The sequence below is a fragment of the Flagellimonas baculiformis genome (assembly GCF_033441575.1).
GTDB lineage: Bacteria > Bacteroidota > Bacteroidia > Flavobacteriales > Flavobacteriaceae > Flagellimonas > Flagellimonas baculiformis.
In genome coordinates this window covers 326,741-352,122 of record NZ_JAUZVW010000003.1, presented here as the reverse complement: position 1 = coordinate 352,122, position 25,382 = coordinate 326,741, and the positions used below count along the sequence as shown (strand labels likewise).

Below are 25,382 nucleotides of genomic sequence, written 5' to 3'. Positions count from 1 at the left end.
TTTTTGGTTGCTAGTTTATTCCGTCCTCAATGTTTTGGCAGGATTGGTCAATGCGGCTCGTATGGATTGAAAGCTTACCGTCAACAATGCGATCATCAGGGCCAAAAGCCCGGCCAGCATAAAAGTTCCCCATGAGATATGGATCCTGTAGGCAAAGTCCTCCAACCATCGGTCCATCATGTACCAACCGATAGGGATGGCGATGATGATGGACAGTAGGATCAATTTCATGAAATCCATGGTGAGCAGCTGATAAATGCTTTTGAACGGAGCCCCAAGGACCAAACGGATACTGATTTCCTTTTTCCGTTGCTCCACCAAGAACGCGGAAAGGGCAAAGAGTCCCAAACAGGCCACAAAAATGGCAAACAGGGCAAAGCTGTTGAATATTTTGCCCATACGCTGGACATCGTCGTGCATGTGGGCAAACTCTTGGTCCAGAAAGGTATATTCAAAGGCCTGTTGTGGCACATATTGTTGCCAGATGGTCTGTATGTCACGGATGGCGTTCGCTGCCTCGCTGCTGCTCAGTTTGACGGACACCATGCTGGGGCTGTCGCCAATGACCAAGGAAACAGGCGCAATATCCTCTTTTAGGTTCTTGAAATGGAAATCCTCCACCACCCCGATGATGGTCCAGTCCTCACCGTTGTTGATGCGTTTTCCTATCGGGTCCTCAAAACCCAGTTCCTTGGCCATGGTGGAATTGATCACAATGGCGGATGAATCGCTGGCAAAATCCTTCGAAAAGCCACGGCCTTCCTTTAATTGTAACCCAAGCGTATTGATGTAATCATGGTCCACACGCCATATCTGTGCCGGTACGGATATTTCCTGACTTCCGTTGGCAATCGCCCCGAAAGTGTTACCGTTTCGCATGGTGCCCTCAATGGGAAGGTAATCGCTAATGGAAACCGCCTTCACATCGGACAGCCCAAGAAGCCTTTCTTTGAAGGACTGCGAGTTGTCCTTTAGAAGATTGGTCCCCTTTATGACCAGTACTTGATCTTTGTTGAAGCCCAATTTCTTGTCCAAAATGAAATTCATTTGGTTGTAGATGATCAAGGTGCCGATGATCAACACCACAGAGGTGGTAAATTGGACAACGACCAGACCACTGCGAAGTTTTCCACTTTTGCTCCCGGTGCTCAGGGTGCCCTTCAGCACGTTCACCGGTTTGAAGGCAGATAGATAAAAGGCGGGGTAAAGACCGGCAATGATCCCAACAAACAAGGCCGCCACTATAATGATGGGCAGGAACCACCAGACCGACCACGGCATGATAATGCTTTTGGCCGCAATGGTATTGAAGGTGGGAAGTAACAGCCAAGCCAGAAAAACCCCGATGACAAAGGAAATGAGGCTATAGATGACAGACTCCGTGAGGAACTGGCTTATCAAATGGCTTTTAAAGGCACCAACGGTTTTTTTCAAGCCCACCTCTTTGGCCCTATTGGCGGATTTTGCAGTGGACAGATTGATGAAATTGATCACCGCCAACAAGAGTACAAACCCGGCAATAGCGGCAAACAACCAAACAAAACGGATGTCGCCATGTTGAAGGCCATCGCCCATTTTCGCATCAGATCTTAGGTGGATGTCCCCAACAGGTTGTAGTTTGTATTCCAACGTTTTTAAAACTTCCATGAATTCCTCTCCCCTCATTCGTTCCTTATAGGCCGGGATGACATATTGCTCGAGAATGGAAGCCATTTTCTTCTCCAGGGCCGCCACATCCGCTTTGTCGTCCAGCAACAGATAGGTGAAATAATTGTTGTTGGACCAGCTCATATTGGTGTCCTCGATGGCCAGAAGAAAATCGAAATCGAGGTGTGATTTCTTTGAAAGATCTTCCTTTATGACCCCGGTCACGGTGTAGGGTCTGGCGGAGTTATCATCCAGATAGACCGTTTTTCCGACGGCATTGCCTTCCGGGAAATATTTGGCGGCCTTTTGGGCCGTCATCACCACGCTGCCAGGATTGGTCAAGAGGTTCTCCGGTGTGCCTTCCACCAACTCAAGTTCCAAAATGTCGAAGACCTGTTGGTCCGCATAGATGAAACCGTCCTCAAAATTGTTCTGGGAAGTCCCAGCGGCCCGCAATGGTCTTCTTCCCGCACCAAAAAGCTCACTTGTGTTTATTTTGCCCGCCTTCAGCACTTCGGGGAAGGTGGCTTCCAAGGTCTCAGCGAACGGGAGTTGAAAATGGACGCTCTTCAACTGCTCGCCCCCCATAACGCCCTGCATCACCACACGGTAAATCCGGTTTTTGTTCTGGTAATGGGTGTCGTAGCTCAGCTCATTCCCAATAAAAAGGGCAATCAGAAGACAAGCGGCTATACCTACGGCAAAACCACCAATTTTAATGGTGGTAAAAAGCTTATCCTTTTTGATGTTGCGCCAAGCGATTCGTAAGTGGTTTTTAAACATGATGATTGTTTTTTGATGATGTTGATGATGTCAGTTCATTCGGTCCGCAAACTTTTTACGGGGTTGGTCAATGCGGCCTTCAATGCTTGATAGAGAATGGTGATCAGGGTGATGGCCATCACAACGGCGACCGCCACAATAAAAATCCACCAACTGATATTGGTGCGGTACTCAAAGTTTTCCAGCCATCTGTCCATAAAATACCAAGCCACTGGTGCTGCGATGAGCCCAGCAATGATGATCAGCTTGAAAAAATCCTGGACCACAATGCCCACCAAATGCTGTATGCTGCCCCCCAAAACTTTCCGGATGCCTATTTCCTTGGTCTTTTGAACTATGAAAAATAGGATAAGACCATAAATACCCAAACAACCGATGAAAATGGCAAGTCCCGAGAAAACGCCGATCAGTGATAAAAACCGTTGTTCCGATTCATAAAGCTGTGCGACACGGTCATCTAAAAAGGCATACTCAAAAATATAATCGGGAAAGGCGGCAGACCATTCCCTTTCAATATGTTGCAAGGCACCTTTAGCGTTTGCCAAATTGATTTTTATCGCCAAATCTGTATAAAGCATTGGATGTGGAGCAATAAAAATGGGATTGATTTTGGAATGAAAATCTTCATCATGAAAATCAGCGACTACCCCTACAATCCTTCCCTTGACCAAATCACCATTGATGATGATTGACTTGTCCAGGGCTTCTTGTGGATTGGAAAGGCCAACCTTCCGCACAAAATCTTCATTGACGATGACTTCGTCCACAGAATCCTTTTCATAAAATTCCCTGCCAGCCACCAATTTCAGGTTGAAGACATCCAAATAATTTTTGTCACCTGCCTTTACCAAAAGATTAAATTCTTCCGATTCAGGGTTATTGTTGAACTTTACACTGGTCCCCCATGAGTTGTTACCAGCTCCTGGGGACGCAAAGCAGGCCGTAACAATTTCCACACCAGAATTTTTTGTCATTCGATCTTTAAGGCCTTGAAGTTTAATGGATTCAATATCATCAGGTATTTCCACCATGACAATACTCTCTTTTTCAAAGCCGAGGTCGGAATTGATGGCATATTTCAATTGTTTTCCTACCACTATGGTACCAATGATCAGTACAATGGAAATGGTAAATTGGGTGACCACCAATGTTTTTCGGGTGAGATATCCACCCGTATCGTTGTGGGAAATCTTTCTTTTTAGGGCCAAAACGGGAGCTATGCGCGTCAAGACCGCTCCAGGATAACTTCCGGCCAATATGGTGACCAATGTCAAAATGGAAAGTACAAAGGCAAAGAATTGGACATTCAAGAGTTCCTTGAAAGAAAGTTCCAGGTCAAAAACAGCATTGAAGGAAGGCAGTGCCAAAAGACATAGGCCAGCGCCCAACACCAAGGCGGAAATGCAAATGATGAAGGTTTCGGCCATGAACTGCCAGAACAACTGTCCCTTAAAACTGCCCAGCACCTTGCGCACCCCGACTTCCTTGGAACGATAGGTGGATTGTGCGGTGGATATGTTGATAAAGTTGATGCTGGCCACGATAAGGATAAAAAGGCCCACAAAGGAAAATATCCAAAGCGTTTTGGCATCCATACCGCCCTCATAGCGTTTGTCGAAATGGACGTCCGATAGTTGCTGCAATTTATAGCGGTGCACATTTTTGTGTACGGGCCTAAATTTTTGCACATACCCTTTGAGTTGTTCCTCGATCTGCGCAATATCTTGGTTTGGGCGCATGAGCACATAACAGTGCAGTGAAGAGTTGATCCCTCCCCAGTTTTCGGATGACGTAAATTCATCATAGCTTTTCAATGTCTCGAAGGACACGAAAATTTGGGATTGGGTCAATGTTGTTTTGGGTAGGTCCTTCAACACACCGGTAACACGGATGGTCTCACTGTTCTCCAAAACAAAAGTCTGGTTGATGGGATCGGTATCGCCGAAAATTGTGTTGGCCAGCTGTTCAGTGATCAAGGCCGTGTTGGGTTCCGATATGGGCGCTCCATTGGTGCCATCTATCAAAGGATAGTTGAATATTTCAAAAAATCCAGTTTCGGTGAAGGCCACATCGACTTTGAACTGTTTTTTCCCAGTTCCATTTTCAGTGGTCACCAACCAATCATCCCTGGTCACGTTCTTGGCCACGATTTCGGCATAATCGTAATCTTGCTTGAATGCATTGGCAAAGCCAGGGGGCACGGCCGCCTCGTAATCGATGATGTCCCTGTGCTCCTCCGTATTTACCCTGTAGATGCGCTCAGCGTTGGCATGGAAATTATCGTACCGTAAATGGTGGCTCACGAAAAGAAAAACCAAAATGCTGCAACCAAAGCCGAGGGATAGGCCAAAAATGTTGATAAAGGCAAAGCCCTTCCTTTTGGTAAGGCTTCTCCAGGCGATTTTGAAATGGTTTTTGATCATGATGGTTGTTTTTGATGATGTCAGTTCATTCGGTCCGCAAACTTTTTACGGGGTTGGTCAATGCCGCCCTGATGGATTGAAAACTCACGGTCAGCAAAGCGATGCCCAATGCAATGGTTCCCGCTAGAAGGAACACCCACCATTGTATATCGATGCGATAGGCAAAACCCTCCAACCAATTTTCCATGGAGAAGTAGGCCACTGGAAATCCGATCAGCAGGCCAATAAGCACCAATTGGGCAAAATCCTTGGAAAGCATTTGACTGATCTTACCTACCGATGCCCCCAATACTTTTCGGATGCCTATTTCCTTTCTGCGCTGCTCCGCCGTATAGGCCGCCAAGCCAAATAGGCCCAAGGCCGCGACGAAAATGGCCAGAAGACAGAACACAATGCTGATGTTTCCCGCCCTTTTTTCCCGGGCATACATTCTAGCAATGGTCTGGTCCAAGAAGGAATAATTGAAATCCAAGTTGGGGACTACCCTCGTGAATGTGTTTTTGAGAGCGGCAACGGTATTGAGCAAGTCCCTAGATTTGAAACGCACCAGCATGAAGGATTTCCCTTCGCTTGGGCTGTTGTGAAAAGCATAGGCCCCGATGGGTTGGTGCAGTGATTCGTAGTTGAAATCCTCGACCACCCCGACAATGGTATTGGGAACACCGATATAAACTTCTTTACCAATGGCCTCTTCAGGGGTAAACCCAAGATAATCAATGGCTTTTTTGTTCAATACCACTTCTACCAAAGTGTCCTTCTCACTTTTGGATTTGGGAAGACTGCTACCGGCCAGAAGATGGAGTTTCAATGCGTCCACAATGCCTGCATCCGTCACGTTGGTCTGGATGTTCATGCCCTGTTCGTCCGTTTCCTTTTTCCGAAGGGTACGCCCACTGACATCCATTCCGGGATAACCCTGTACCATGGACACCGCGGTTACTTCCGAAAGGTTTTCGAACTCTTGTACCAAGGCCCTCTTGTTTTCCCCTTCCCGCAAACCGCCTACGGAAATGGCCATCACGTTATCTGCGGCAAAACCAAGATTTTTGTTTTGGATGTATTTGGTTTGTTGGTAAATGACCATGACCCCCACAATAAGTGCGGTGGAAGCGGCAAATTGCATCACCACCAACCCTTTTCTGATAAGCACGTTCCCTTTTCCCCGGGTGAGCGAGGGGGATAAAATTTCTTTCGGCATGAACCGAGACAGATACAGAGAAGGATACAGCCCTGAAAAGAAGGTAGTGACCACCCACATGCCCAAGACTACCAAGCCAAAGGAGCTGTTGAACAAGAGGCCAATGTTGAGGTTCTGGTTGGTTAACCCATTGAAGCTGGGAAGTAAGAATATGGCCAGAACAATGCCCAAAACGATGGATATGGCTGTGATGAGTCCGGTTTCCACATAGAACCTACCGATCAATGATTCGGAGGATGCGCCCAAGGTCTTGCTGATGCCCACTTCCTTTGAGCGTTTTTGGGACCGGGCCGTGGTCAGGTTCATATAGTTTACACAGGCGATGAGAAGGATCAAAATGGCCAGATAGGTGAGGTTGCGCACTTCATTGATGTCACCGATCCTTGAGGAGTAGGAGTTTCCATAGGAAGCCGAATGCAAGTGGACTTTATCCAAAGGCTGTAAACCAAATGAATACCATTGCTCGTCTTTGGGAAGGTTGGCATCCAGCATTTGGTCCATCTGTTTCTGGGTAGCATCCAATAAAACATTTTTCTTGAACAGGCAATAGGTTTCAAAACTGGCATTGGACCAAGACTTGCTGTTATGAAACCAATATCCATTACTTGAGGCCATGATCTCTGCATCCAAGGTGCTGTTCTCGGGAAAATCTTTATAAACCCCGGTCACCTCTAGGGCGATGTTATTGTCCACCAAAATGGTCTGGCCCAAAGGGTTTTCATTGTTGAAATAGGTTTTGGCCGCGGTCTCGGAGATGATCACTGTTCCGGGTCTGTCCAAAGGACTCGTCGCATCTCCTTTTACCAATTCAACATCGAAAATGGTCAACAGTTCCTTATCGACCCAATAGAACAGGGTTTCCGTAAAATTCCGATCGCTGATCCGCATGGAGGCAGGCCTTCCAAAATTATGTTTCAGCAACCTTGCCGCACTCTCCACATTGGTGACCTCTTCCTGCATGGCCAATGCTGTGACCGGAGGAGCCGTTGCCCAAGTCTCAAAACCAAAGTCTCCATTGGTTTTTAGCAGGACCCTATGGATCCTGTCTTTTTTGGGAAAGGAGGAATCAAAGCTCCTTTCGTGTGAAATGTACAGGAAGAGTAAAATAACAATGGTCAGACCCATGGAAAGCCCAACAATGTTTATCATGGAAAACAGTCTGTTGGACTTTAGGTTACGCCATGCGACTTTTAGGTGGTTCCTGAACATAATGGTGTTTTTTGATTGTTTTGATTGATGAATAAACTCCTAGACCATGGCTTTCATGGGTTTGTTTTGGCTTTCGGTCACAATTTGCCCGTCAAACAGGTTGATGACCCTGTGCGCATAGTGTGAATCACGATCGGAGTGCGTTACCATCACAATGGTGGTGCCCTCTTGGTTGAGTTCCGTCAACAGGTTCATCACCTCGATGCCGTTCTTGGAATCCAGGTTTCCCGTAGGCTCATCCGCCAGAATGAGTTTTGGATTGGTGACGACGGCGCGGGCAATGGCGACCCTTTGTTGCTGCCCTCCCGAAAGTTGCTGTGGGAAATGCTTTTCCCTGTGCGCGATCTTCATCCGTTCGAGCACTTTTTGCACTTTTTCCTTGCGCTCCGACTTGCTCATCTTGAGGTAGATAAGTGGAAGCTCCACATTTTCAAAAACGGTGAGCTCGTCAATAAGGTTGAAGCTCTGGAACACAAAGCCCAGGTTCCCCTTTCTCAGTTGGGTCCGTTGGCTTTCCTTCAGTCCGCCCACTTCGTGGCCCGCAAACTTGTAGCTGCCATCGGTGGGGTTGTCCAACATGCCAATGATGTTGAGCAAAGTGGACTTTCCACATCCGGAAGGACCCATGATGGCCACAAATTCCCCCTCGGCCACTTTTAGGTTGACCCCGTTCAGGGCCAGGGTTTCCACTTCTTCTGTTCTGAAGCTCTTTTTAAGGTTCTGTATCTGTATCATTTTTAGATGGTTGTTTTTTAAAGACTGATAAAATTTGATCGGTGTTACACTTTGCGTTTATTTTAAAACGATCCGTTCCGCATCGCCAAAACTGTCATAGTTGCTGGTAATGACCTGCTCCCCGGGTTGAAGCCCTTCCAGAACCTCATAATATCTTGAATTTTGTTTGCCCAACCGAACGTTCCGTCTGATGGCTTCCTCTCCATTGGGGGACACCACAAACACCCATTGTCCGCCGGTGCTCTGGAAAAATCCGCCCTTGGGCAATAACAGGGCGTCGTTGGATTCGCCCAATTGCAATCGGATGTTATAGCTCTGTCCGGCACGGATGGTCTCCGGTTTTTCTCCAGTGAACACCAAGTCCACCCGGAACCTTCCATTGCGTACTTCGGGGTACACCTTGCGCAAGCGGAGACCAAATTCGTTCCCGTTGCGTTCCAATGTTGCCGAAAGATCTCGCTTTACACGGTCGATGTAGTGCTCGTCGATGTCGGCTTCGATCTTAAAATCGGTGAGGACATTGATCTGCCCGATCCGTTGCCCCTGTGCGATGTTTTGTCCGATCTCTGCGTCCAGAAAGCCCAATTGGCCATCCGCCGGGGCACGCACGTTAAGATGGTCCAATCGCTCATAGACCATGGAAAGGGTCTGGTGCATCCGAGCCAAATCGGCATCCAATCCTTTGAGGGAAGTCTCACGCAGCTGGTCGTCCTGCTCTGTTTGCAACTTTACGATCTCGAACTGTTTTTGGGCCAGTTCAAAATCTGCCTTGGAGAGGAGGTAGGTTTCCTTGGAGATCAACTCATCTTCATAAAGGGCCTTGTTCTGCTCATAATTACGCTTGAGGCGCTCAAGGTCATATTCCGCATTGGCAAGGGACTTTTTCCCTTCGACCTGTCTGGAATCAAAGGTAAGTTTGGTGGAACGGAGGTCGTTCTGTTTCAATGCCAGGTTACTTTCGCTGGCCAAGATCTGCTCATACAGGTTCATGTTCTCCAATTTGAGGATGATGTCCCCCTTTTTCACCATGGATCCTTCCTCTATCAATTTTTCGGAGACCCGGCCGCCCTCGTAGGCATCCATATAGATGGTGGCAATGGGCGCGACATTCCCGTTGATGGTAATGTAGTCATCGAACTTGCCCGCGGTCACCGCGGAGATGGAAAGACGTTCCTTCTCCGTCCTGAAGGTGGACATGGAGCTGGCAAAGATCAATTTCCAGCCCACGAACAATAGGAGCACGCCCAAGGCAATGTACCCGTAATGTTTTGGTTTAAGTCCTTTCTTTTTTTCTAATTGTATATCCATGGTTCGTTTTAGTTGATATTAAAAATGGGCAGTCCGCTGTAGAAGTCTATGGTACTTTGGTTGACTTTCAATTTCAGCCCCACCTGTAGGTTTTCATTTTGTGCAACGGCATAAAGGTTTTTGGCCTGAAAAAGGTCCAAGGCATTGATCAATCCCTTCTCATACCTTTTTTGTGCAATGTCAAAGGCCAGTTGCTGTGCCTTCACCTTTTGATTGCTCTGTTCGTATTCCACAGTGAACGAAAGGTTGTCCTGTACAAGCTGTTGCAACAATCGGAACAGTTCCTGCTCTTGTATCTCAAGGTTGTTCTTTTCCTGCAAGTAGGCAATTTTTTGCTGCTTTACCCTGGAGTGGGCAGACCATCCGTTGCTGATGGGAATGTTCAGCTGGGCCCCCACAAATTTGGATTGGTTGTCCGTAAATTGTGTCTTGAATGGAATAATGTTTCCATTTTCATCCGTATTGGTCTCGAAATAACTGGTTCGATACCCTGCAATCAAGGATAGGGAAGGGAATAACAAACCTTGAGTGGCCTGCAGCTGCTTTTTTGCAGCAGTCACCCGATATTCCTGCGATTTTACAAGCGGCACAAAACCCCTTGCCGTTTGATAGAGTGAGTCGAGGGAAATAGTGCTGTTGGCCTCTACAGAAATGGGGTCCAGCGTTTCTTGGAGCACAATGTCGTTTTGGTCGATTAGGTTCATTTCCTGCAACAGGACCAGTTTGGCATTGGCCAATTGGTTCCTGTTCTGGGTCACCAGTAATTTGTCGGCCAACAAAACGGACTCGGCTTCATAGAGATCGGCACCGGCCATCATTCCCAGATCCACCTGTTTTTTGACGAGATCGTAGTTGGCCTGCGATATTTCCAACTGCTCCAGGCTGTTGGCCACAAGGCCCTCGTTAAACTTGATGTCATAAAAAGCGTTCATTACCCTAAAGGCCAAAAGGAACTTTTGTTGGAGCACATCTTCTTGGGTGGCTTTGTAGATAAATTTGGACGCCCTGATGGTGTTCATTTTTTGAAAACCCTGGAACAGATCCAAATTCGCATTTAGCGAATAATTGTTGCTAAAAAACTCTGTGTTTATATAATCGTTGGTGTTGGGATCTTCGGCCCTACCATAACTGATTGAATAGTCAGTGGATCCACTTACCGATGGGAGCAGGTCCCTAATGGATTGCCGATAGCTCTCTTTGCTCGAATCTTTGTCATAATTGGTGTTCTTCACCTGAAGATTGTGCTCAATGGCGTAGGCCACGCATTCATCCAAGGTCCAGGTTTCTTGCGAAAACCCGACCAGGGAGGCCAAGAAGAACAGACTGACAATGTATGTTTTAAGGTTCATAGTTTTATCCTGTGCCAAAAATAGAGACCATTCTTATGCCAAATATTTAAACATCTGAAAATCAATAATATAAATTTATTTAAAAGTACTTATTTAAAATTTGGTGTAAAAAAATTGTACAAAAAACGTCCAAATATTTTACACATCGCCGGAGGATATGGTTCCAATTTGTAGCTTTGGACGATAGATAAGAATCCAATGGTTGACGCCAAGATCTTGGTCATAGACGATAACAGGAGCGTGTTGAGCGCTTTGGAGATTTTGCTACAGTTTGAGTACAAAAGCGTCCAGACACTTTTCAACCCGAACCAGATTTCCTCGTTCCCCAACATGGAAGAGATAGACATTGTGCTGCTGGACATGAATTTTTCGGCCGGGGTGAACACGGGCAACGAAGGGTTGTTCTGGCTTAACGAGATCAAAAAGAAATCCCCGAACACCTCCGTCATCATGATGACCGCCTACGGAGCAGTGGATTTGGCCGTGACGGCCATAAAGCAAGGAGCCTCTGACTTTGTGCTGAAACCGTGGAACAACGAAAGGTTGATGACCACGGTGAGATCGGCCTACGAACTCAGGAGGTCGAAACAGGAAATCCATAATCTCAAAAAGAAGGAGAACAACCTGAAGCAGGTGATCAATGAAGGAAAAAATTTCATCATAGGCCAATCCAAGGCCCTCACCTCTGTGTTGAACCTTGCGGCCAAAGTGGCCAAAACGGACGTCAACGTATTGATCACGGGGGAAAACGGAACCGGGAAAGAGCTCATCGCCCGCGAACTGCACCGTTTGTCCGCCAGAAAGGATGAGGTGTTCATTGGGGTGGACATGGGCTCCATTGCGGAAAATCTTTTTGAAAGTGAATTGTTCGGACACACCAAGGGCTCGTTCACCGATGCCAAGGAAGACCGTGCGGGCAAGTTCGAGGCGGCCCACCAGGGCACTCTTTTTCTGGACGAGATAGGCAATCTTTCCTTGCAGATGCAGGCAAAACTCCTGTCGTCCATTCAGAACAGATCAGTGGTCAGGGTGGGTTCCAACAAACCCATCAATGTGGACATCCGATTGATATGTGCCACAAACTGCAACTTGGAGCAAATGGTGGTGGACGGACTTTTTAGGGAAGATTTGCTTTACAGGATCAACACCATCCACATAGAGGTGCCTCCCTTAAGGGAGCGCGGTGAAGATATTTTGGTACTGGCCGAATTTTTCCTCAAAAAATTTGCCCACAAATACGATAAACCTGGGTTGAAGATGAACAACCTGGCCCAGGAAAAATTGATGGAATACCTTTGGCCGGGCAATGTGCGTGAACTGCAACACACCATGGAACGGGCCGTGATCTTGTCCGATGGCAATGTGCTCAAACCCACGGATTTTCTATTGCATGCCAAACCTTCACAGTCTTTTGACGGGCAACCATTGACCTTAAATGAGATGGAGCAGCAGATGATCTCCAGGGCGTTGGACCAGAACGAGGGAAACTATAGCGCAGCCGCCGAGCAATTGGGCATTTCGCGACAGACGCTCTACAACAAGTTGAAGAAAAAGAACCCCTAATGGCCAGCCGCAACTTTTATTTCCAGCTTATCATCAGGGTTGCCTTGATTGCACTGACCGCTATCGGATTGGCTTTTTCGGTGGCATGGCAGAAGTATCTTGGCCTATCGTTCTGTGCCATCCTTTTTGGGGCACAGGTCTATGCATTGATCACATTCATCAACAGCACCAACAGGAAGATCGCTTATTTTTTTGACGCCATACGAAACGAGGATTTTACACTCCGTTTTCCGGAAAGTGTGACCATAAAGTCCTTCAAAGAGCTCAACCAGAGCCTGAACCGGGTGAACGGGCTTATCCAAGAAGTGCACTTGCAGCTTCAGATCAGGGAACAGTACTATCAAGAAATATTAAAACAGGCCAGTATTGGGATCATGACCTATAATGAAAAGGGGCACATCCTTTTCTCCAACCCCACGCTGGAAAAACTTTTGGACCATTCGCCATTGAACCACATCAAACAATTGATGCAGGTGGACGAAAAACTGTACCACGTTTTCAAGGACTTCCAGCCTTTTGAGCGGAAACTGTTCCAGCTTTCCAATGAACGTGAACAGACCCAACTGGCATTGAAATCGACACCTCTGACGCTGGACGGAAAGTCGCTGCTGTTGGTGGTGGTGCAGGACATCCACAAGGAACTGGACGAAAAGGAAACGGAATCCTGGGTACGGTTGATACGGGTGCTTACCCACGAGATCATGAACACCATCACGCCCATTGCCTCCATTTCGGATTCCATCATCAGGTATTACCGGAACCATGGCAGGATAACCCCATTGGAAGAATTGGAGGAAAGCCAGATCAAGAATACCCTCAAAGGGTTGGAGGTGATCAAGGAACAAGGGGGCAATTTGATGGATTTTGTGCAATCGTACCGAAGCCTGCTGCACGTGCCGGAACCCAATAAGACCATTGTGAAGGGCAGGGAGCTTTTGGACAAGATAGATGTGCTCATGTCCGCAAGGCTGCACGATACCGAAGTGGATTTTCAAGTGGGTTGCCATCCAGAGGACCTGGAGTTCTTTATTGATGAAAAGCAGATTGCCCAAGTGCTGATCAACCTCGCCAAGAACGCCCTACAATCTGTGGAGGGTATTGAAAAAGGAAAGGTGCGCATCGTGGCAGGGCAGGATGGCAACGGCACCAAATTTATAGAGGTACAGGACAATGGACCGGGCATCCCGCCCGAGATGATGGACGAGATCTTTGTGCCTTTCTTTACCACCAAAAGTGAGGGAACGGGCATTGGGCTGAGCCTTTCCAAAAGGGTGGTGCAATTGCATGGAGGCGGCATACAAGTACGTTCTTTACAAAATCAAGAAACTATTTTTAGATTGACATTTGTGTGATCATATTTGCAGATTGTGATAAAGGAACAACTTTTGAAATTCTGTTGGGACTACGTTGGTGAAAAGGCCCAAAGATTAAAGAACAGCAATGCGGACCTTCAGGAATCCTTGGACTCCGAGACCAAGAACTCCACGGGGGACAAGCATGAGACAGGCAGGGCCATGGTGCAGTTGGAACAGGAAAAACTGGCCCAGCAGTTCATGGAACTGGAAAAGACCAAGAACATTCTGCAACGCGTGGATGTCAGGATAAAATCAGCGACCATTGGCTTGGGCAGTTTGGTAAGGACCAATGCGGCCGATTATTTCATTGCCATATCAGCGGGAGCTTTCAAGCAAGAGGGGAAGCCCATTTACTGCATTTCCCAGGAAGCGCCCATTGCGCAACTGTTGATGGGCAAGAAAAAAGGCGAAACCTTTGTGTTCAATGGCAATTCCCATACCGTTTTGGAAGTGGGTTAAGAGAGGTTTTTAAATGCCCAAAATCTTTTTTTCGGACCAGCTCCAACTCAATATGCATCCATTATTTTAAAATAATCGAAATCGGCATACCCGCCTATTTGCGCTGTTGCATAATTGAAGAGACCAAAACGATACCCCATAAAATGGGGCAAGGTGTAGGACATGTTCAGTTGGCTTCCCAGTTGGGACCACTGTTTTCCATCCAAACTGTAGTAGAACTTGGCCGTGTCCTTGAGGTCGGTGAAATCGCATTCGGCCCTTAGATAGACTATATTCTGCTGTAGGGTCAGGCTTTTCATTTCTTTGGGTTGATCGTTCTCGACACTTACCATCACCAATTTTTTTGTCCCATTTTCAATTTTCACCCCAATCTGTCCGTATTTCTTTTGAAGCAATGCCAATCCGGCAAAATCGCCCTCTTTCATGTTTGATACATCCAAAGCGGTTGTTCCTGAACAGACCGGGCCAATGGTTCTTTGGGTCAAGGTGTTTCTTGCCTGTACAAAATCTTCATCGATGCGCCCCGTGGTCAATCTTAGATATCCTTTCCTATCAGTCAAGGACCACAGACTGTCCACAGGGTTATGGTTCCATTGCCAGACCAAGGGCAATTCAAGGTCGTTTTTGGATCTGTTGAACTCATCACTGGCCACAATATGGGGAATGGGTCCCTTGCCCGCAGGGAGATCCAGAGTGTCGGGGACCTTGCCCTCAACACCCAAAATAGGCCAGCTATCCTCCCATGTCACCGGAGCGAGATATGGTATTCGTCCCACGGAACCATAATCCCGGAAAAGATAGGCGTACCAGTCGCCATCAGGGGTTTCTATCAACCCACCCTGGGCAATCCCCCTGTCCTGTAGTGCCACTTTGCCTTCATACGGGCCGGTAATGGCATTGGCCCTATGGACCAAAACGGTGCGCATGCCGTTGCGGGGCCAGGTGATGTTGAACAGGTAATATGTACCATTGACCTTGAACAACTGTGAACCTTCCGCACCCAACATGATATCGTCACCTGCCGGGGCACTGGCATTCTCAATGAGCACCCTTTCCGTGCCTTCCTTTACGCCCGACAGATCAGGTTCTAGCTCGGCCATCATCAGCTTTCCATTGCCCCAGATCATATAAACCTTACCATCATCATCAAAATGTACTGTAAGATCATGGTAAGAGGGTTCAAAGGATTTCACCTCCCACGGACCCTTTTCGATATCTTTTGTGGAATACACGTAGGTTTTTCCTGTGGTTGCAGCAAAGGTGAACACATAAAAAGTGCCCTTGTGATACCGGATACAACTGGCCCAAGACCCTCTCCCATACGCATTTTTTCCGTTTTCCAAAGTAAGGGCGTCCACATCGGCCAAGGTATCGTAGGCATAGTTCACCAATTTCCAATTGACCAAATCTGTGGATTTCATAATGGGAACGCCGGGGCTCATGTGCATGGTGGTACTGCTCATATAGTAGTTGTTCCCGACGCGTACCATGGACATATCCGGTACATCCGCGAAAATGATAGGGTTCTGAGCATTCTTGTTCTGCGCGCTCCCCCAACAATGGATGAAGAGCATTAAAATAAAGGTCATCGCCCCTTTTTTGGGAGCTGCTTGGAGAAAGGAATCCATCCGATTCCAGCGAATTAACGTTAAGGACATGATGAAGACTTTTTGGAACATACAATATAAGTGTTTTTTTAACACATATGATTGAAATCTAGCCTGTGATATTATTTTTTGCCGGTTTCATTGAAAAGAAAATATTGAAGAGCAAACAATTTCAACGCAATTCTAGTGGTATGGAAGAAAGTTCCCTTTGAATTGAAAAAAGTCAGGGTATAATCTAAATATCAAGGGACTTGAAAAGTTGAGAGAGTTTAACGCCCCTTGCTTCACAAATTTTGTGAAGGGTTTTTATCGGGATGTTATAACCTTGTTTTTGTGATATTTTACGAACGATTTTTTCATCAATATTATGATCTAAGGCAAATGTTCTTTTAGATTTTGCCTTGGCAATCCATTCCTTGGAAATATAATTGCAAATGGTTCGATTTATATCCATCTAGAAACAAAGGAATAGGTTCTTTTATTAAATAATGCGGACGATAATCCGCATTATGGGTTGTTTTGATTACATTTGACAGCACCCAAATCTTTACTAATGAAAAACATCAATGCGGCTTTTTTGAAAAATCTAGAGCTTTTGACCAAAGAACACGGCCAAGCCTTACAACCAAAAAAAATGGGTTTTGATGTGGGACAATTTCAGGTAAATGGTTATCAAGATCTCCTATTTCATATAGAGGCGATGATCAATGTCTGCATTTTGGCTTTGGGAAATCCTAATGCGGAAGAGCATAAAAATATAAGGGAGCCTCATGTACACGTCCAGACCGTGTTGGAAATAGCGGCCCAGCTCATTCCTTTCGAGGAAGCGGAGATTTTGGACCATATGCGAGAACTCATAGGGAAGATCGGGGATAAACGGGAGGGATAATCACCCCAAATCAGGCGGTTTCCGTCCCTCCTTTTTTTCCGAGGCCTTCTTTTTGGACTGCAACCGTTTTTCAATGGAAGATTTGGTGGGCTGGGTAGGTTTCCGCTTTTTGGGTACCTCCAAGGCTTTTTTCAGCACTTCGAAAAAACGCTTCACCACCAACTCCTTGTTCTTGTGCTGGCTTCGTGCCTCGTCACATTGCAGCAATAGGGTGCCATCGTTGGTCAATCGGGAGGAAAGTTTGAGCAGCAAGCGTTCCTTTTCGGCATCGGAGAGTCCTTCGGAGGAGGGGATGTTAAAGGTAAGCTCCACTTTGGAAGAAACCTTGTTCACGTGCTGTCCGCCAGCTCCGCCACTCCGAACGGCCTTGAAGGCCAGTTCGCTATGTACTTGCTGTTTGTTCAACCTGAAGGCGCTTGTTGATGGTCTTCAAAGATATGTTAAGGAAAACAAATTGTCCCTTATTCTGTTTTTTTGGCGTGTTGAAATAAAGAAGGGTACCATCGTCCGCCCTGCCTTCATTGAGGTAATGTTCTCCCCTAAAGAACGAATGTTGCACCTCCGCCCGTACCCCGCTCGTACTTGAGACCTTGAACTCGTGGGGGTAGACCAACACCGACCGTTCTATTTTGGCGTAGGATTTCAAAAGCTTGATGGGCACCTCGCTCACTTCGCCAAAAAGAGAGGCTGTATAATGGTTGGGAGGGTTTTTGTACAGTTTTCTGGTCTTTTGGTTGGCAATGATCTCCCCCTTTTCCAGAACAATGGTCCTTTCGGCATAAGGAAGCACATCGTTGGGATCGTGGCTGGCCGTGAGCACCGTGATCTCTTTTTTCTTGAGATAGGGGAACAATTTTCTACGCAGTGCGTTTCGCTTGAAATTGTCGATATGGCCGAAGGGTTCGTCCAGTAAAAGTACTTCGGGTTCCTGTGCCAATACCCTGGCAAGGGCCACCCGCTGCTGTTGTCCGCCACTGAGCTGTTGCACCTTGGTCTTGGCAAAAGCTTCCATTTCGATGAGGTCCAAAAGTGCATCGATACGTTGTCGGTGTGTCTCCCTTTCAAAAACGGACAGGAACTGCCCAATGTTCTCCTCCACGGTAATGTAGGGCATCAGGTCAAAATCCTGGGCCAGGTATTTCATGTAAGGCTCGCCCGGAACCAGATTGAAGTTGGGCCCAAGCGCTTGCTGGTCTCCCCAAAAAATGGAACCATCCTCCACGTGCAGCATTCCATAGATGACCTTCAGCAAGGTGCTCTTGCCTGAGCCGCTTTCGCCCATCAATGCCAGATGCTCGCCTTTGGCGACTTCAAAAAAAATGTTCTTTAAAATGTCCCGGTCGTTATAACCAAAGGACCCGATATGGACTTTCAGCATACATGTAATGGAGGCCGTCCAACATTTTGTCCAAGAATATATTGGACAGCCTCTTTATCAATTCTCTAATCCTTAAATTCCTTGAGCACAGCTTGGTTGGGTAGCTCATCATACCCCATGTTGAAGAAGGTAAAGCCGTAAATATCGGCATACTGTTCAATGGTCTTGCTCACAGGGGTTCCCGCTCCGTGGCCAGCGTTTGTCTCGATGCGGATCAAGGTCGGGTTGGTCCCAGCCTGTTTTTCCTGGAGTTCCGCGGCAAATTTGAAGCTGTGCGCGGGCACTACCCTGTCATCATGGTCGCCCGTGGTGACCAAAGTGGCCGGATATTCCGTTCCTTCCTTCACATTGTGCACGGGGGAGTAGCCCTTCAAATAGTTGAACATTTCGGCATTGTCCTCAGAGGTACCATAATCGTAGGCCCAACCTGCACCGGCTGTAAAGGTGTGGTAGCGGAGCATGTCCATTACGCCCACAGCGGGCAGGGCCACCTGCATCAAATCAGGACGTTGGGTCATGGTGGCACCCACCAACAGCCCCCCGTTGGACCCACCACGGATGGCGAGGTATTCCTTGGAGGTGTAGTTGTTCGCGATCAAATATTCGGCAGCGGCGATAAAATCGTCAAAAACGTTCTGTTTTTGGAGTTTGGTACCCGCTATGTGCCATTCCTTGCCATATTCGCCCCCACCTCTTAGATTGGGAACGGCATATACACCGCCCTGTTCCATCCAAACGGCATTCACGATGCTGAAAGAAGGGGTAAGGCTAATGTTGAACCCGCCATAGCCGTACAACATGGTGGGATTTTTACCGTTGAGTTCCAATCCTTTCTTATAAGTAATGATCATGGGTACTTTTGTGCCGTCCTTGGAGTTGTAGAACACTTGTTTGGACTCATAATCGTCTGGGTTGAAATCGATTTGTGGCTTCCAATACAGTTCGTATTCGCCCGTTTCCACATTGTACTTGTAGAGGGAGCCGGGCGTATTGTAATTGGTGAAGGAGAAGTAGAATTCCTTGTCCTCTTTTTTACCGCCGAAGCCACCGGCACTTCCCACGCCGGGAAGTTGTACTTCGCGGACCAGTTTTCCGTCATAGTCGTACTGCATGACCTTCGAAATGGCATCCACCATGTATTCGGTGAAGAAATAGCCTCCACCTGTACCTGCGGTCAACACATTTTTGGTCTCTGGAATTAAATCTTTCCAATTATCGGGAGTAGGGTTGGCGGCATCCACAACCACCACTTTTTTGTTGGGGGCATCCCTGTCGGTGACCAGATATAGTTTGGAGCCCACGTTGTCGATCACATAGGTGTCGGAATCCGTATCATCCAAAATGGTGACCAATTTGGCATTCGGGTCGGTAAGGTCCATCAGGTACAATTTGTTGCCCGAAGTGGATACGGAGGCCGAAATGAACAGGTATTTTTCATCTTCGGAAACAGAACCGCCCACATAGCGGTGCTTTTCTTCTGGAGTCCCACCAAAAATGATCTTGTCCTCGGATTGTGGGGTTCCCACTTTATGATAGTAGAGTTTATGCTGATCCGTTTTTGCGGAAAGTTCGCTTCCTTCGGGCTTGTCGTAGCTCGAATAGAAGAACCCTTCGTTGCCTTTCCAGGAAATGCCACTGAACTTGATATCGACCAAGGTGTCTTCCACAATCTCCTTGGTTTCGGCATTGATCACGATTCCTTTCCTCCAATCACTTCCCCCTTCGGAGATGAGGTAGGCGGCCAAGGAACCATCTTTGGTAAAGCTGAGGCCCATCAACGAAGTGGTACCGTCCTCGGAGAAGGTATTGGGATCCAAAAAGACCTCTTCCTTGTCTTCACCCTTTTTCCGATAGACCACATATTGGTTCTGCAGTCCATCGTTCTTGTAGTAATAGGTGTAGTCACCTTCCTTGAACGGGGAACCCACTTTTTCGTAGTTCCATAGTTTTTCCAAACGATTTTTCAGGTCTTCCCGAAATGGAATCTTATCAAAATACCCAAAAGTGGCGGCATTTTGTTGTTTTACCCAGGCCTCGGTCTCGGCGCTTCGGTCATCTTCCAGCCAACGGTAAGGGTCTGGCACATCGGTACCGAAGTAGTTGGTCACGGTATCGACTTTTTTGGTAGTGGGATAGTTCACCACAATAGGTTCTCTTTTTGGTGTTTCTTGGCAGGCTGCGAATAAAATGGCAGCAGCCAAAAGACTTACGTTTTTCATTTTTTTTCAGATTGATTCTGATAAAAATACCATAAAAACTGACAATCTCTTGGCTGTGGCCCAAGCTTTAACGTATTTTATGAAATCGCTTCGGAAGTATTGGAAACCAGTTGGTTCTCGACCAAATACTCCGCAATCTGTACCGCATTGGTAGCGGCCCCTTTCCGTAGGTTGTCCGCCACGATCCACATATTCAGGCTATTGGGTTGGGTCTCGTCCCGTCTGATGCGTCCCACGAATACTTCATCCTTGCCATTGGCGAACATCGGCATGGGGTAGGTGTTGGTTTGTGGATTGTCCTGCACCACTACGCCAGGGGTCTCACTGAGCAATTTACGCACCTCGGCCAGGTCAAAATCGTTGTGGAACTCTACGTTGACAGATTCTGAGTGTCCGCCAGCAGTTGGTATACGTACTGCGGTCGCGGTAACGGAAAACGTACAGTCGTCCAATATTTTTTGTGGCTCACGGGCCAATTTCATCTCTTCTTTGGTGTAGCCATTGTCCAGGAACACATCGCAATGGGGCAATGCGTTACGGTTGATGGGGTATGGATAGGCCATTTCACCCTCAATACCAGCAGCCTCGTTCTCCATTTGCTGTACGGCCTTCACACCGGTACCTGAAACAGACTGATAGGTGGAGACGATCACCCTCCTCATTTGGTATTTTTTGTGCAATGGGTTCAGTGCCATCACCAATTGAATGGTGGAGCAGTTGGGGTTGGCAATGATTTTGTCCTCTGCAGTCAAGCTGTCCGCATTGATTTCGGGAACCACCAATTTTTTGGTGGGGTCCATGCGCCAAGCAGATGAATTGTCGATGACAGTAGTACCGACCTCCGCAAATTTGGGGGCCCATTCCAAAGAGGTGTCGCCTCCTGCCGAAAAAAGGGCAATATCGGGTTGGGCAGCCACGGCATCGGCCAAGCCAATTATCGTATGTTCCTCGTTCTTATAGTTGAGCTTTTTGCCCACGGAACGCTCCGAGGCGACCAACAACAATTCGGTGATGGGGAAGTTGCGCTCCTCCAATACGTTCAACATGACCTCGCCTACCATTCCGGTGGCTCCAACAACTGCTACTTTCATTTTTAAAAAAATTTCTTGGGGCAAAGGTACTCCAGTCAGGGATTTATGCAAGCATTTTCATTGCCGATAATTAAAAAATAACAAAATGTTATAAATAAAACAACCATCAACCTGTCAGCGAAACAGATTGATGGTTTTAATTGATTATTGTGGTATAGCGGTCGTACCGATCATTTCGATACGTACGATTCTTATTTCTTCAACAAATCGCGGATCTCTGCCAATAGCTCTTCCTGGGTAGGGCCCTTTGGAGCTTCTGGAGCAGGTTCCTCTTTTTTCTTCATACGGTTCACTCCTTTAACGATCATGAACATCACAAAGGCAACGATCAAAAAGTCGATGACATTGGTGAGGAATTCCCCGTAGAGCACCGTTATTTCTCCCACGACTTCTCCGGCATCGTTCACGGTGCCTTCCTTGATGGTATATTTGAGGTCGTTGAAATCTGATTTGAACAAAAGTCCCACCAAAGGGGAAACAATTCCCCCGGTAAACGAGGAGACCACTTTGTTGAAAGCGGCACCCATGACGAAACCTACGGCAATATCCACCAGGTTTCCTTTCATTGCAAAATCCTTAAACTCTTTTATAAATCCCATTTTTATAGTGTAGTATTGGTTAATGGTAACAAATTAAGTAAAAAAGGACAGTGTTCCATCAAAAAGGAGAAAAATCAATGGTCGATGACAATCCTTTTTACCCGTTGTGATATGGCGGTGAGGATTTCGTAGGAGATGGTGCCCGCTCCTGAAGCAAAGCTTTCGGCCGACCGTTGGGGGCCAAAAACAAGGACCTCGTCCCCTTCCTGGCAGTCCACTCGGGTCACATCTACCATGATCATGTCCATGCAGACATTCCCGATCAGGGGAGCTTCTTTTCCATTGATGAGCACCGAGGTCTTTCCCTTGCCGTACTGTCTGCTGATACCATCGGCATGGCCAATGGGCAATGTCGCCGTCTTCGTTGTTTTGCCAGATTTGAATGCCCTGTTGTATCCCACGGTTTCTCCGTCACTTATCTCATGGATTTGGGAGATGATGGTCTTCAATGTGGCCACTGGCTGTAGATTTGGGTCGATGAGGGCATCGTTCCCATACCCATAAAGTCCGATACCGCTCCGGACCATTTCAAACTGTGCCTCGCTGGCGTAGTTGATGATGCCCGAAGTGTTCAGCATGTGCCTCATGAGGATATATCCCAACTTTTGGGACAAGTCGGCACTCCATTTTTTAAAAGTATCGATCTGGCCCAAACTGAAAGTGCGTTCATTGGGATCTTCCGAGGCGGCCAAGTGGGAAAAAACCGAGACGACCTTTGCCTCTGGGTTTGCCTTCAACCGCTCGGCAATGAACCCGATCTCATTTTCCTTGAACCCAAGCCGGTTGAGTCCTGTGTTGAATTTGATATGCACCGGGTAGGCCACTTGTTTTTTGGCACGGGCCGCATCCAAAAACTGGGTAAGGATGTTCTGGGAATAGAGGCTGGGCTCCAGACAACGATCTATCATTTCCTCGAAATTGGAAGCCAAGGGATGAAGGACGAGAATAGGCGTTTTTATGCCCGCATTGCGAAGGAGGACGCCCTCGCTCACATAGGCCACGGCCAGATAATCGGCCCCAAGAAGCTCCAGTTTTTTGGCAATGGCGACCATGTCGCTCCCATAGGCAAACGCCTTTACAACACCCAAAAACTTGGTACTGGGGGCTATTTTGGACCGTAAATAGCGGTAATTGTGCTCCATGGCGGACAGGTCCAGCACCAGAGTGGTCTCACCTACCTTGTCCATCTGCATTTTTCTTTTTCGTATCCACTTCTTCGGATTCCACGTCCATCTGGTTGATTTTTTCCCGCAACATGGCCTTGTAGAAAGCGGCCCTGCTCAACGGCTCGTATTCCTCGGTCTCGCCCAAGAGCACAAGCTTGTCATTGCTGGATTTCCGAAAACTGTAATTGGCGAGGTTCCCGGTTCGGGTACAGACGGCATGCACCTTGGTGACATATTCCGCTGTGGCCATCAAGGCGGGCATGGGGCCAAAGGGATTGCCCTTGAAGTCCATGTCCAGTCCGGCCACCACCACGCGCACACCTCGGTTCGCGAGATCATTGCAAACGGTAACAATCTCATCATCAAAGAATTGTGCCTCATCAATCCCCACTACATCACAGTCATCTGCCAAAAGGCGGATGTTCGCGGCGGCGGGAACAGGTGTGGAACGTATTTCGTTGGCATCATGGGAGACCACCATTTCCTCATGGTAACGGGTGTCCACTATCGGCTTGAAAATCTCAACCTTCTGTTTGGCAAACTGTGCCCGTTTCAGCCTTCGGATGAGTTCTTCGGTCTTTCCCGAAAACATGGAGCCGCAGATGACCTCTATCCATCCAAACTGTTCTTTAGGGTTGACCGTATTTTCGAGAAACATACCGTATTTTTGAACGAAACTTTGTGTTTTTCCGTTATATTGGGACAAGGCACAAAGCTACTAAAAAAATGTGCCTCCGACCGAGGGTTGAAATTTAACCTTTTGTAAGCAGTAGAATTTACAAAATGGCCTTATTTTTATTGTAAAGAGTATAGCTATGATGAAGAAACTAAGGGAAGAACTGGTAAAACTGTCCACGGAGATCATAACAGCAAAGGAAGATGTGGAGCTTGTGGAGCTGTACAACAAGGCCAGGATCATTTATGAGAAATTGGCCGTGCTGAAATTCATAGAGGAAAAACTGAACGATGTCCAGGTGGATGTATCGAAGAACGTAGTGGCATCTCGTTTCGAAAAAGTGGCAAACGCCGTATTGAGCGGGAACACATCGGTACCGGAGAGCAACCCACACGAGGAGGACATCATGACGCCCGGAATGGACACCATCAAGGACATTGTATCCGAAATGCCCACTGAAACCGCCTTGGACCAAATATTTGCCGAGTTCGTGGCAAAGCCCGATTTCATGAAGAACGACAAGGAAAACCTTGCTCCTTTGAAAGAAGATATCAAACAAGGACAGGCTAACCTTCCAAAATCGTTAAACGATAGGTTGGGCAAGGACTTTCAGATTGGATTGAACGATAAATTGGCCTTTGTAAAGCACCTTTTCAACAACAGTATGGAAGACTACACCCGGGTCTTGTCACAGCTCAATACCATTGACACCGAGGAACGCTCCATCGCTTTCATCAACAATATGGTCAAGCCGGAATACAACAATTGGGAGGGCAAGGAGGAGTATGAGACCCGTCTGATCACCTTGATCGGAAGAAGGTTCTCCTAATCGCCTTTGATTGATTTCCCGATGATATGATTGGGTGGATTCGAGGGTCAGGGTTACGCTCCAAAATTTAGGTTATTCAGTTACTCAGTTATTGGGGTGGGTGTACCAATCAATAACTCAACAACCCATTAACGGAATAACAGTTATTGCCCTGCAAAACCCAAGGAAAGAGTTTGTTTTAATTCTAGAGAAGACCGTAACTTTGGTCTATGGGAAAGTTATATCTGGTACCGACACCAATTGGAAATCTTGAAGATATTACACTTCGCGCCATAAAAGTGCTGAAAGAGGTCGATGTGGTCTTGGCCGAGGACACCCGCACCAGTGGCAAACTCCTCAAGCATTTTGAGATTGCGACCCCCTTGCAAAGCCACCACATGCACAATGAGCACAAACAAGTGGAGGCACTTGTGCAAAAGCTAAAAGGAGGGGCCGTTTATGCGCTCATTTCGGATGCGGGCACACCTGCGATTTCAGATCCTGGATTTTTGCTTACACGCGCCTGCGTGGAAAATGGTGTTGAGGTGGAATGTTTGCCCGGTGCCACCGCTTTTGTGCCGGCTTTGGTGAACAGTGGCCTGCCCAATGACCGTTTTGTGTTCGAAGGATTTCTCCCCATAAAAAAGGGTCGCCAGACCAAACTGCAAGAACTGGCCGAAGAATCGCGCACCATGATTTTTTATGAATCTCCCCATAAACTGTTGAAAACATTGGCGCAGTTTGTGGACCATTTTGGAGCGGACAGACCGGTTTCGGTATCGCGTGAACTTACCAAACTGTACGAGGAGACCGTTCGCGGCACGCTTTCTGAAGTTTTGGAGCATTTCAACCAAAAAGCCCCAAAAGGGGAATTTGTGGTCATCGTGGGCGGGAAGAAATAATCCTGTTAGTTGCCTCTC

The 25,382-nt window shown here is 47.3% G+C and carries 20 protein-coding genes; 6 read left to right on the top strand and 14 right to left on the bottom strand.

What is annotated here, in order from left to right:
* Nucleotides 1-15: 15 nt before the first annotated feature.
* The 6 genes from SD450_RS06540 to SD450_RS06515 are packed head-to-tail and all read right to left on the bottom strand — an operon-like array spanning nt 16 to nt 10,652.
* Entirely contained in the window at nt 16-2,430 is a 2,415-nt protein-coding gene (locus SD450_RS06540; protein ID WP_318343827.1) for an ABC transporter permease, read from the bottom strand.
* Between the two features lie 35 nt (nt 2,431-2,465).
* Nucleotides 2,466-4,853, bottom strand: a complete 2,388-nt coding sequence (locus SD450_RS06535) for an ABC transporter permease (RefSeq protein ID WP_318343826.1) — start codon at nt 4,851-4,853, stop codon at nt 2,466-2,468.
* 25 nt (nt 4,854-4,878) lie between these two features.
* Nucleotides 4,879-7,260 carry an ABC transporter permease gene (locus tag SD450_RS06530; protein ID WP_318343825.1) on the bottom strand — a complete coding sequence of 794 codons (2,382 nt, stop codon included), beginning with the start codon at nt 7,258-7,260 and terminating at the stop codon, nt 4,879-4,881.
* 39 nt (nt 7,261-7,299) lie between these two features.
* The gene (locus SD450_RS06525) at nt 7,300-7,995 is read right to left on the bottom strand and encodes an ABC transporter ATP-binding protein (protein WP_318343824.1); all 696 of its coding nucleotides are present in this window, start codon (nt 7,993-7,995) and stop codon (nt 7,300-7,302) included.
* A 57-nt stretch (nt 7,996-8,052) separates the two neighbouring features.
* Nucleotides 8,053-9,303 carry an efflux RND transporter periplasmic adaptor subunit gene (locus tag SD450_RS06520; protein ID WP_318343823.1) on the bottom strand — a complete coding sequence of 417 codons (1,251 nt, stop codon included), beginning with the start codon at nt 9,301-9,303 and terminating at the stop codon, nt 8,053-8,055.
* Between the two features lie 8 nt (nt 9,304-9,311).
* Entirely contained in the window at nt 9,312-10,652 is a 1,341-nt protein-coding gene (locus SD450_RS06515; RefSeq protein WP_318343822.1) for a TolC family protein, read from the bottom strand.
* 198 nt (nt 10,653-10,850) lie between these two features.
* On the opposite strand from SD450_RS06515, the gene SD450_RS06510 reads away from it, so the two are divergent.
* Genes SD450_RS06510 through SD450_RS06500 form a run of 3 tightly spaced genes read left to right on the top strand, consistent with a single transcriptional unit; the run spans nt 10,851 to nt 14,029 of the window.
* Entirely contained in the window at nt 10,851-12,215 is a 1,365-nt protein-coding gene (locus tag SD450_RS06510) for a sigma-54-dependent transcriptional regulator (RefSeq protein WP_318343821.1), read from the top strand.
* Nucleotides 12,215-13,567, top strand: a complete 1,353-nt coding sequence (locus SD450_RS06505; protein WP_318343820.1) for a sensor histidine kinase — start codon at nt 12,215-12,217, stop codon at nt 13,565-13,567. Before SD450_RS06510 ends, SD450_RS06505 begins: the two co-directional genes overlap by 1 nt.
* 15 nt (nt 13,568-13,582) lie before the next feature.
* Nucleotides 13,583-14,029, top strand: coding sequence for a 3-oxoacyl-ACP synthase (locus tag SD450_RS06500; protein WP_318343819.1), 447 nt, complete (start codon nt 13,583-13,585; stop codon nt 14,027-14,029).
* A gap of 47 nt (nt 14,030-14,076) precedes the next feature.
* Here the strand turns inward: SD450_RS06500 and SD450_RS06495 are convergent, their stop codons facing one another.
* A complete protein-coding gene (locus SD450_RS06495; RefSeq protein ID WP_318343818.1) occupies nt 14,077-15,687 on the bottom strand; it encodes a glycoside hydrolase family 43 protein in 1,611 nt (536 codons plus the stop codon).
* Between the two features lie 502 nt (nt 15,688-16,189).
* Here SD450_RS06495 and SD450_RS06490 point away from each other — a divergent pair.
* On the top strand, nt 16,190-16,525 hold the full coding sequence (locus SD450_RS06490) for a hypothetical protein (protein ID WP_318343817.1): 336 nt from the start codon (nt 16,190-16,192) through the stop codon (nt 16,523-16,525).
* Here SD450_RS06490 and arfB read toward each other — a convergent pair whose 3' ends face one another.
* From arfB to SD450_RS06455, 7 genes are all read right to left on the bottom strand, one after another.
* Complete coding sequence (arfB, locus tag SD450_RS06485; RefSeq protein ID WP_318343816.1) at nt 16,526-16,930, bottom strand: alternative ribosome rescue aminoacyl-tRNA hydrolase ArfB; 405 nt, start codon at nt 16,928-16,930, stop codon at nt 16,526-16,528.
* Nucleotides 16,908-17,903, bottom strand: coding sequence for an ABC transporter ATP-binding protein (locus SD450_RS06480; protein ID WP_318343815.1), 996 nt, complete (start codon nt 17,901-17,903; stop codon nt 16,908-16,910). The genes arfB and SD450_RS06480 overlap by 23 nt, the downstream gene beginning before the upstream one ends.
* Nucleotides 17,904-17,968: 65 nt before the next feature.
* Entirely contained in the window at nt 17,969-20,122 is a 2,154-nt protein-coding gene (locus SD450_RS06475) for a prolyl oligopeptidase family serine peptidase (RefSeq protein ID WP_318343814.1), read from the bottom strand.
* Nucleotides 20,123-20,199: 77 nt separating this feature from the next.
* Complete coding sequence (locus SD450_RS06470) at nt 20,200-21,213, bottom strand: aspartate-semialdehyde dehydrogenase (protein WP_318343813.1); 1,014 nt, start codon at nt 21,211-21,213, stop codon at nt 20,200-20,202.
* A gap of 191 nt (nt 21,214-21,404) precedes the next feature.
* The gene (mscL, locus tag SD450_RS06465; RefSeq protein WP_318343812.1) at nt 21,405-21,812 is read right to left on the bottom strand and encodes a large-conductance mechanosensitive channel protein MscL; all 408 of its coding nucleotides are present in this window, start codon (nt 21,810-21,812) and stop codon (nt 21,405-21,407) included.
* Between the two features lie 74 nt (nt 21,813-21,886).
* On the bottom strand, nt 21,887-22,999 hold the full coding sequence (gene alr / locus SD450_RS06460) for an alanine racemase (protein ID WP_318343811.1): 1,113 nt from the start codon (nt 22,997-22,999) through the stop codon (nt 21,887-21,889).
* Nucleotides 22,983-23,636, bottom strand: a complete 654-nt coding sequence (locus tag SD450_RS06455; RefSeq protein ID WP_318343810.1) for a thymidine kinase — start codon at nt 23,634-23,636, stop codon at nt 22,983-22,985. The genes alr and SD450_RS06455 overlap by 17 nt, the downstream gene beginning before the upstream one ends.
* A 157-nt stretch (nt 23,637-23,793) precedes the next feature.
* Between SD450_RS06455 and SD450_RS06450 the strand changes: the two genes are divergently transcribed.
* On the top strand, nt 23,794-24,483 hold the full coding sequence (locus tag SD450_RS06450) for a hypothetical protein (protein ID WP_318343809.1): 690 nt from the start codon (nt 23,794-23,796) through the stop codon (nt 24,481-24,483).
* A 209-nt stretch (nt 24,484-24,692) separates the two neighbouring features.
* Complete coding sequence (rsmI, locus tag SD450_RS06445; protein WP_318343808.1) at nt 24,693-25,364, top strand: 16S rRNA (cytidine(1402)-2'-O)-methyltransferase; 672 nt, start codon at nt 24,693-24,695, stop codon at nt 25,362-25,364.
* The last annotated feature ends 18 nt before the right edge of the window (nt 25,365-25,382 follow it).

Bases quoted from the DNA above. Each gene is read 5' to 3' on its own strand.
- alr (WP_318343811.1), bottom strand. From the start codon at position 22,999: ATGGACAAGGTAGGTGAGACCACTCTGGTGCTGGACCTGTCCGCCATG.
- SD450_RS06475 (WP_318343814.1), bottom strand. From the start codon at position 20,122: ATGAAAAACGTAAGTCTTTTGGCTGCTGCCATTTTATTCGCAGCCTGC.
- SD450_RS06455 (WP_318343810.1), bottom strand. From the start codon at position 23,636: ATGTTTCTCGAAAATACGGTCAACCCTAAAGAACAGTTTGGATGGATA.
- SD450_RS06505 (WP_318343820.1), top strand. From the start codon at position 12,215: ATGGCCAGCCGCAACTTTTATTTCCAGCTTATCATCAGGGTTGCCTTG.
- SD450_RS06525 (WP_318343824.1), bottom strand. From the start codon at position 7,995: ATGATACAGATACAGAACCTTAAAAAGAGCTTCAGAACAGAAGAAGTG.
- SD450_RS06480 (WP_318343815.1), bottom strand. From the start codon at position 17,903: ATGCTGAAAGTCCATATCGGGTCCTTTGGTTATAACGACCGGGACATT.
- SD450_RS06470 (WP_318343813.1), bottom strand. From the start codon at position 21,213: ATGAAAGTAGCAGTTGTTGGAGCCACCGGAATGGTAGGCGAGGTCATG.
- SD450_RS06520 (WP_318343823.1), bottom strand. From the start codon at position 9,303: ATGGATATACAATTAGAAAAAAAGAAAGGACTTAAACCAAAACATTAC.
- SD450_RS06540 (WP_318343827.1), bottom strand. From the start codon at position 2,430: ATGTTTAAAAACCACTTACGAATCGCTTGGCGCAACATCAAAAAGGAT.
- SD450_RS06510 (WP_318343821.1), top strand. From the start codon at position 10,851: ATGGTTGACGCCAAGATCTTGGTCATAGACGATAACAGGAGCGTGTTG.
- SD450_RS06490 (WP_318343817.1), top strand. From the start codon at position 16,190: ATGAAAAACATCAATGCGGCTTTTTTGAAAAATCTAGAGCTTTTGACC.
- SD450_RS06450 (WP_318343809.1), top strand. From the start codon at position 23,794: ATGATGAAGAAACTAAGGGAAGAACTGGTAAAACTGTCCACGGAGATC.
- SD450_RS06495 (WP_318343818.1), bottom strand. From the start codon at position 15,687: ATGTCCTTAACGTTAATTCGCTGGAATCGGATGGATTCCTTTCTCCAA.
- rsmI (WP_318343808.1), top strand. From the start codon at position 24,693: ATGGGAAAGTTATATCTGGTACCGACACCAATTGGAAATCTTGAAGAT.
- mscL (WP_318343812.1), bottom strand. From the start codon at position 21,812: ATGGGATTTATAAAAGAGTTTAAGGATTTTGCAATGAAAGGAAACCTG.
- SD450_RS06535 (WP_318343826.1), bottom strand. From the start codon at position 4,853: ATGATCAAAAACCATTTCAAAATCGCCTGGAGAAGCCTTACCAAAAGG.
- SD450_RS06530 (WP_318343825.1), bottom strand. From the start codon at position 7,260: ATGTTCAGGAACCACCTAAAAGTCGCATGGCGTAACCTAAAGTCCAAC.
- SD450_RS06515 (WP_318343822.1), bottom strand. From the start codon at position 10,652: ATGAACCTTAAAACATACATTGTCAGTCTGTTCTTCTTGGCCTCCCTG.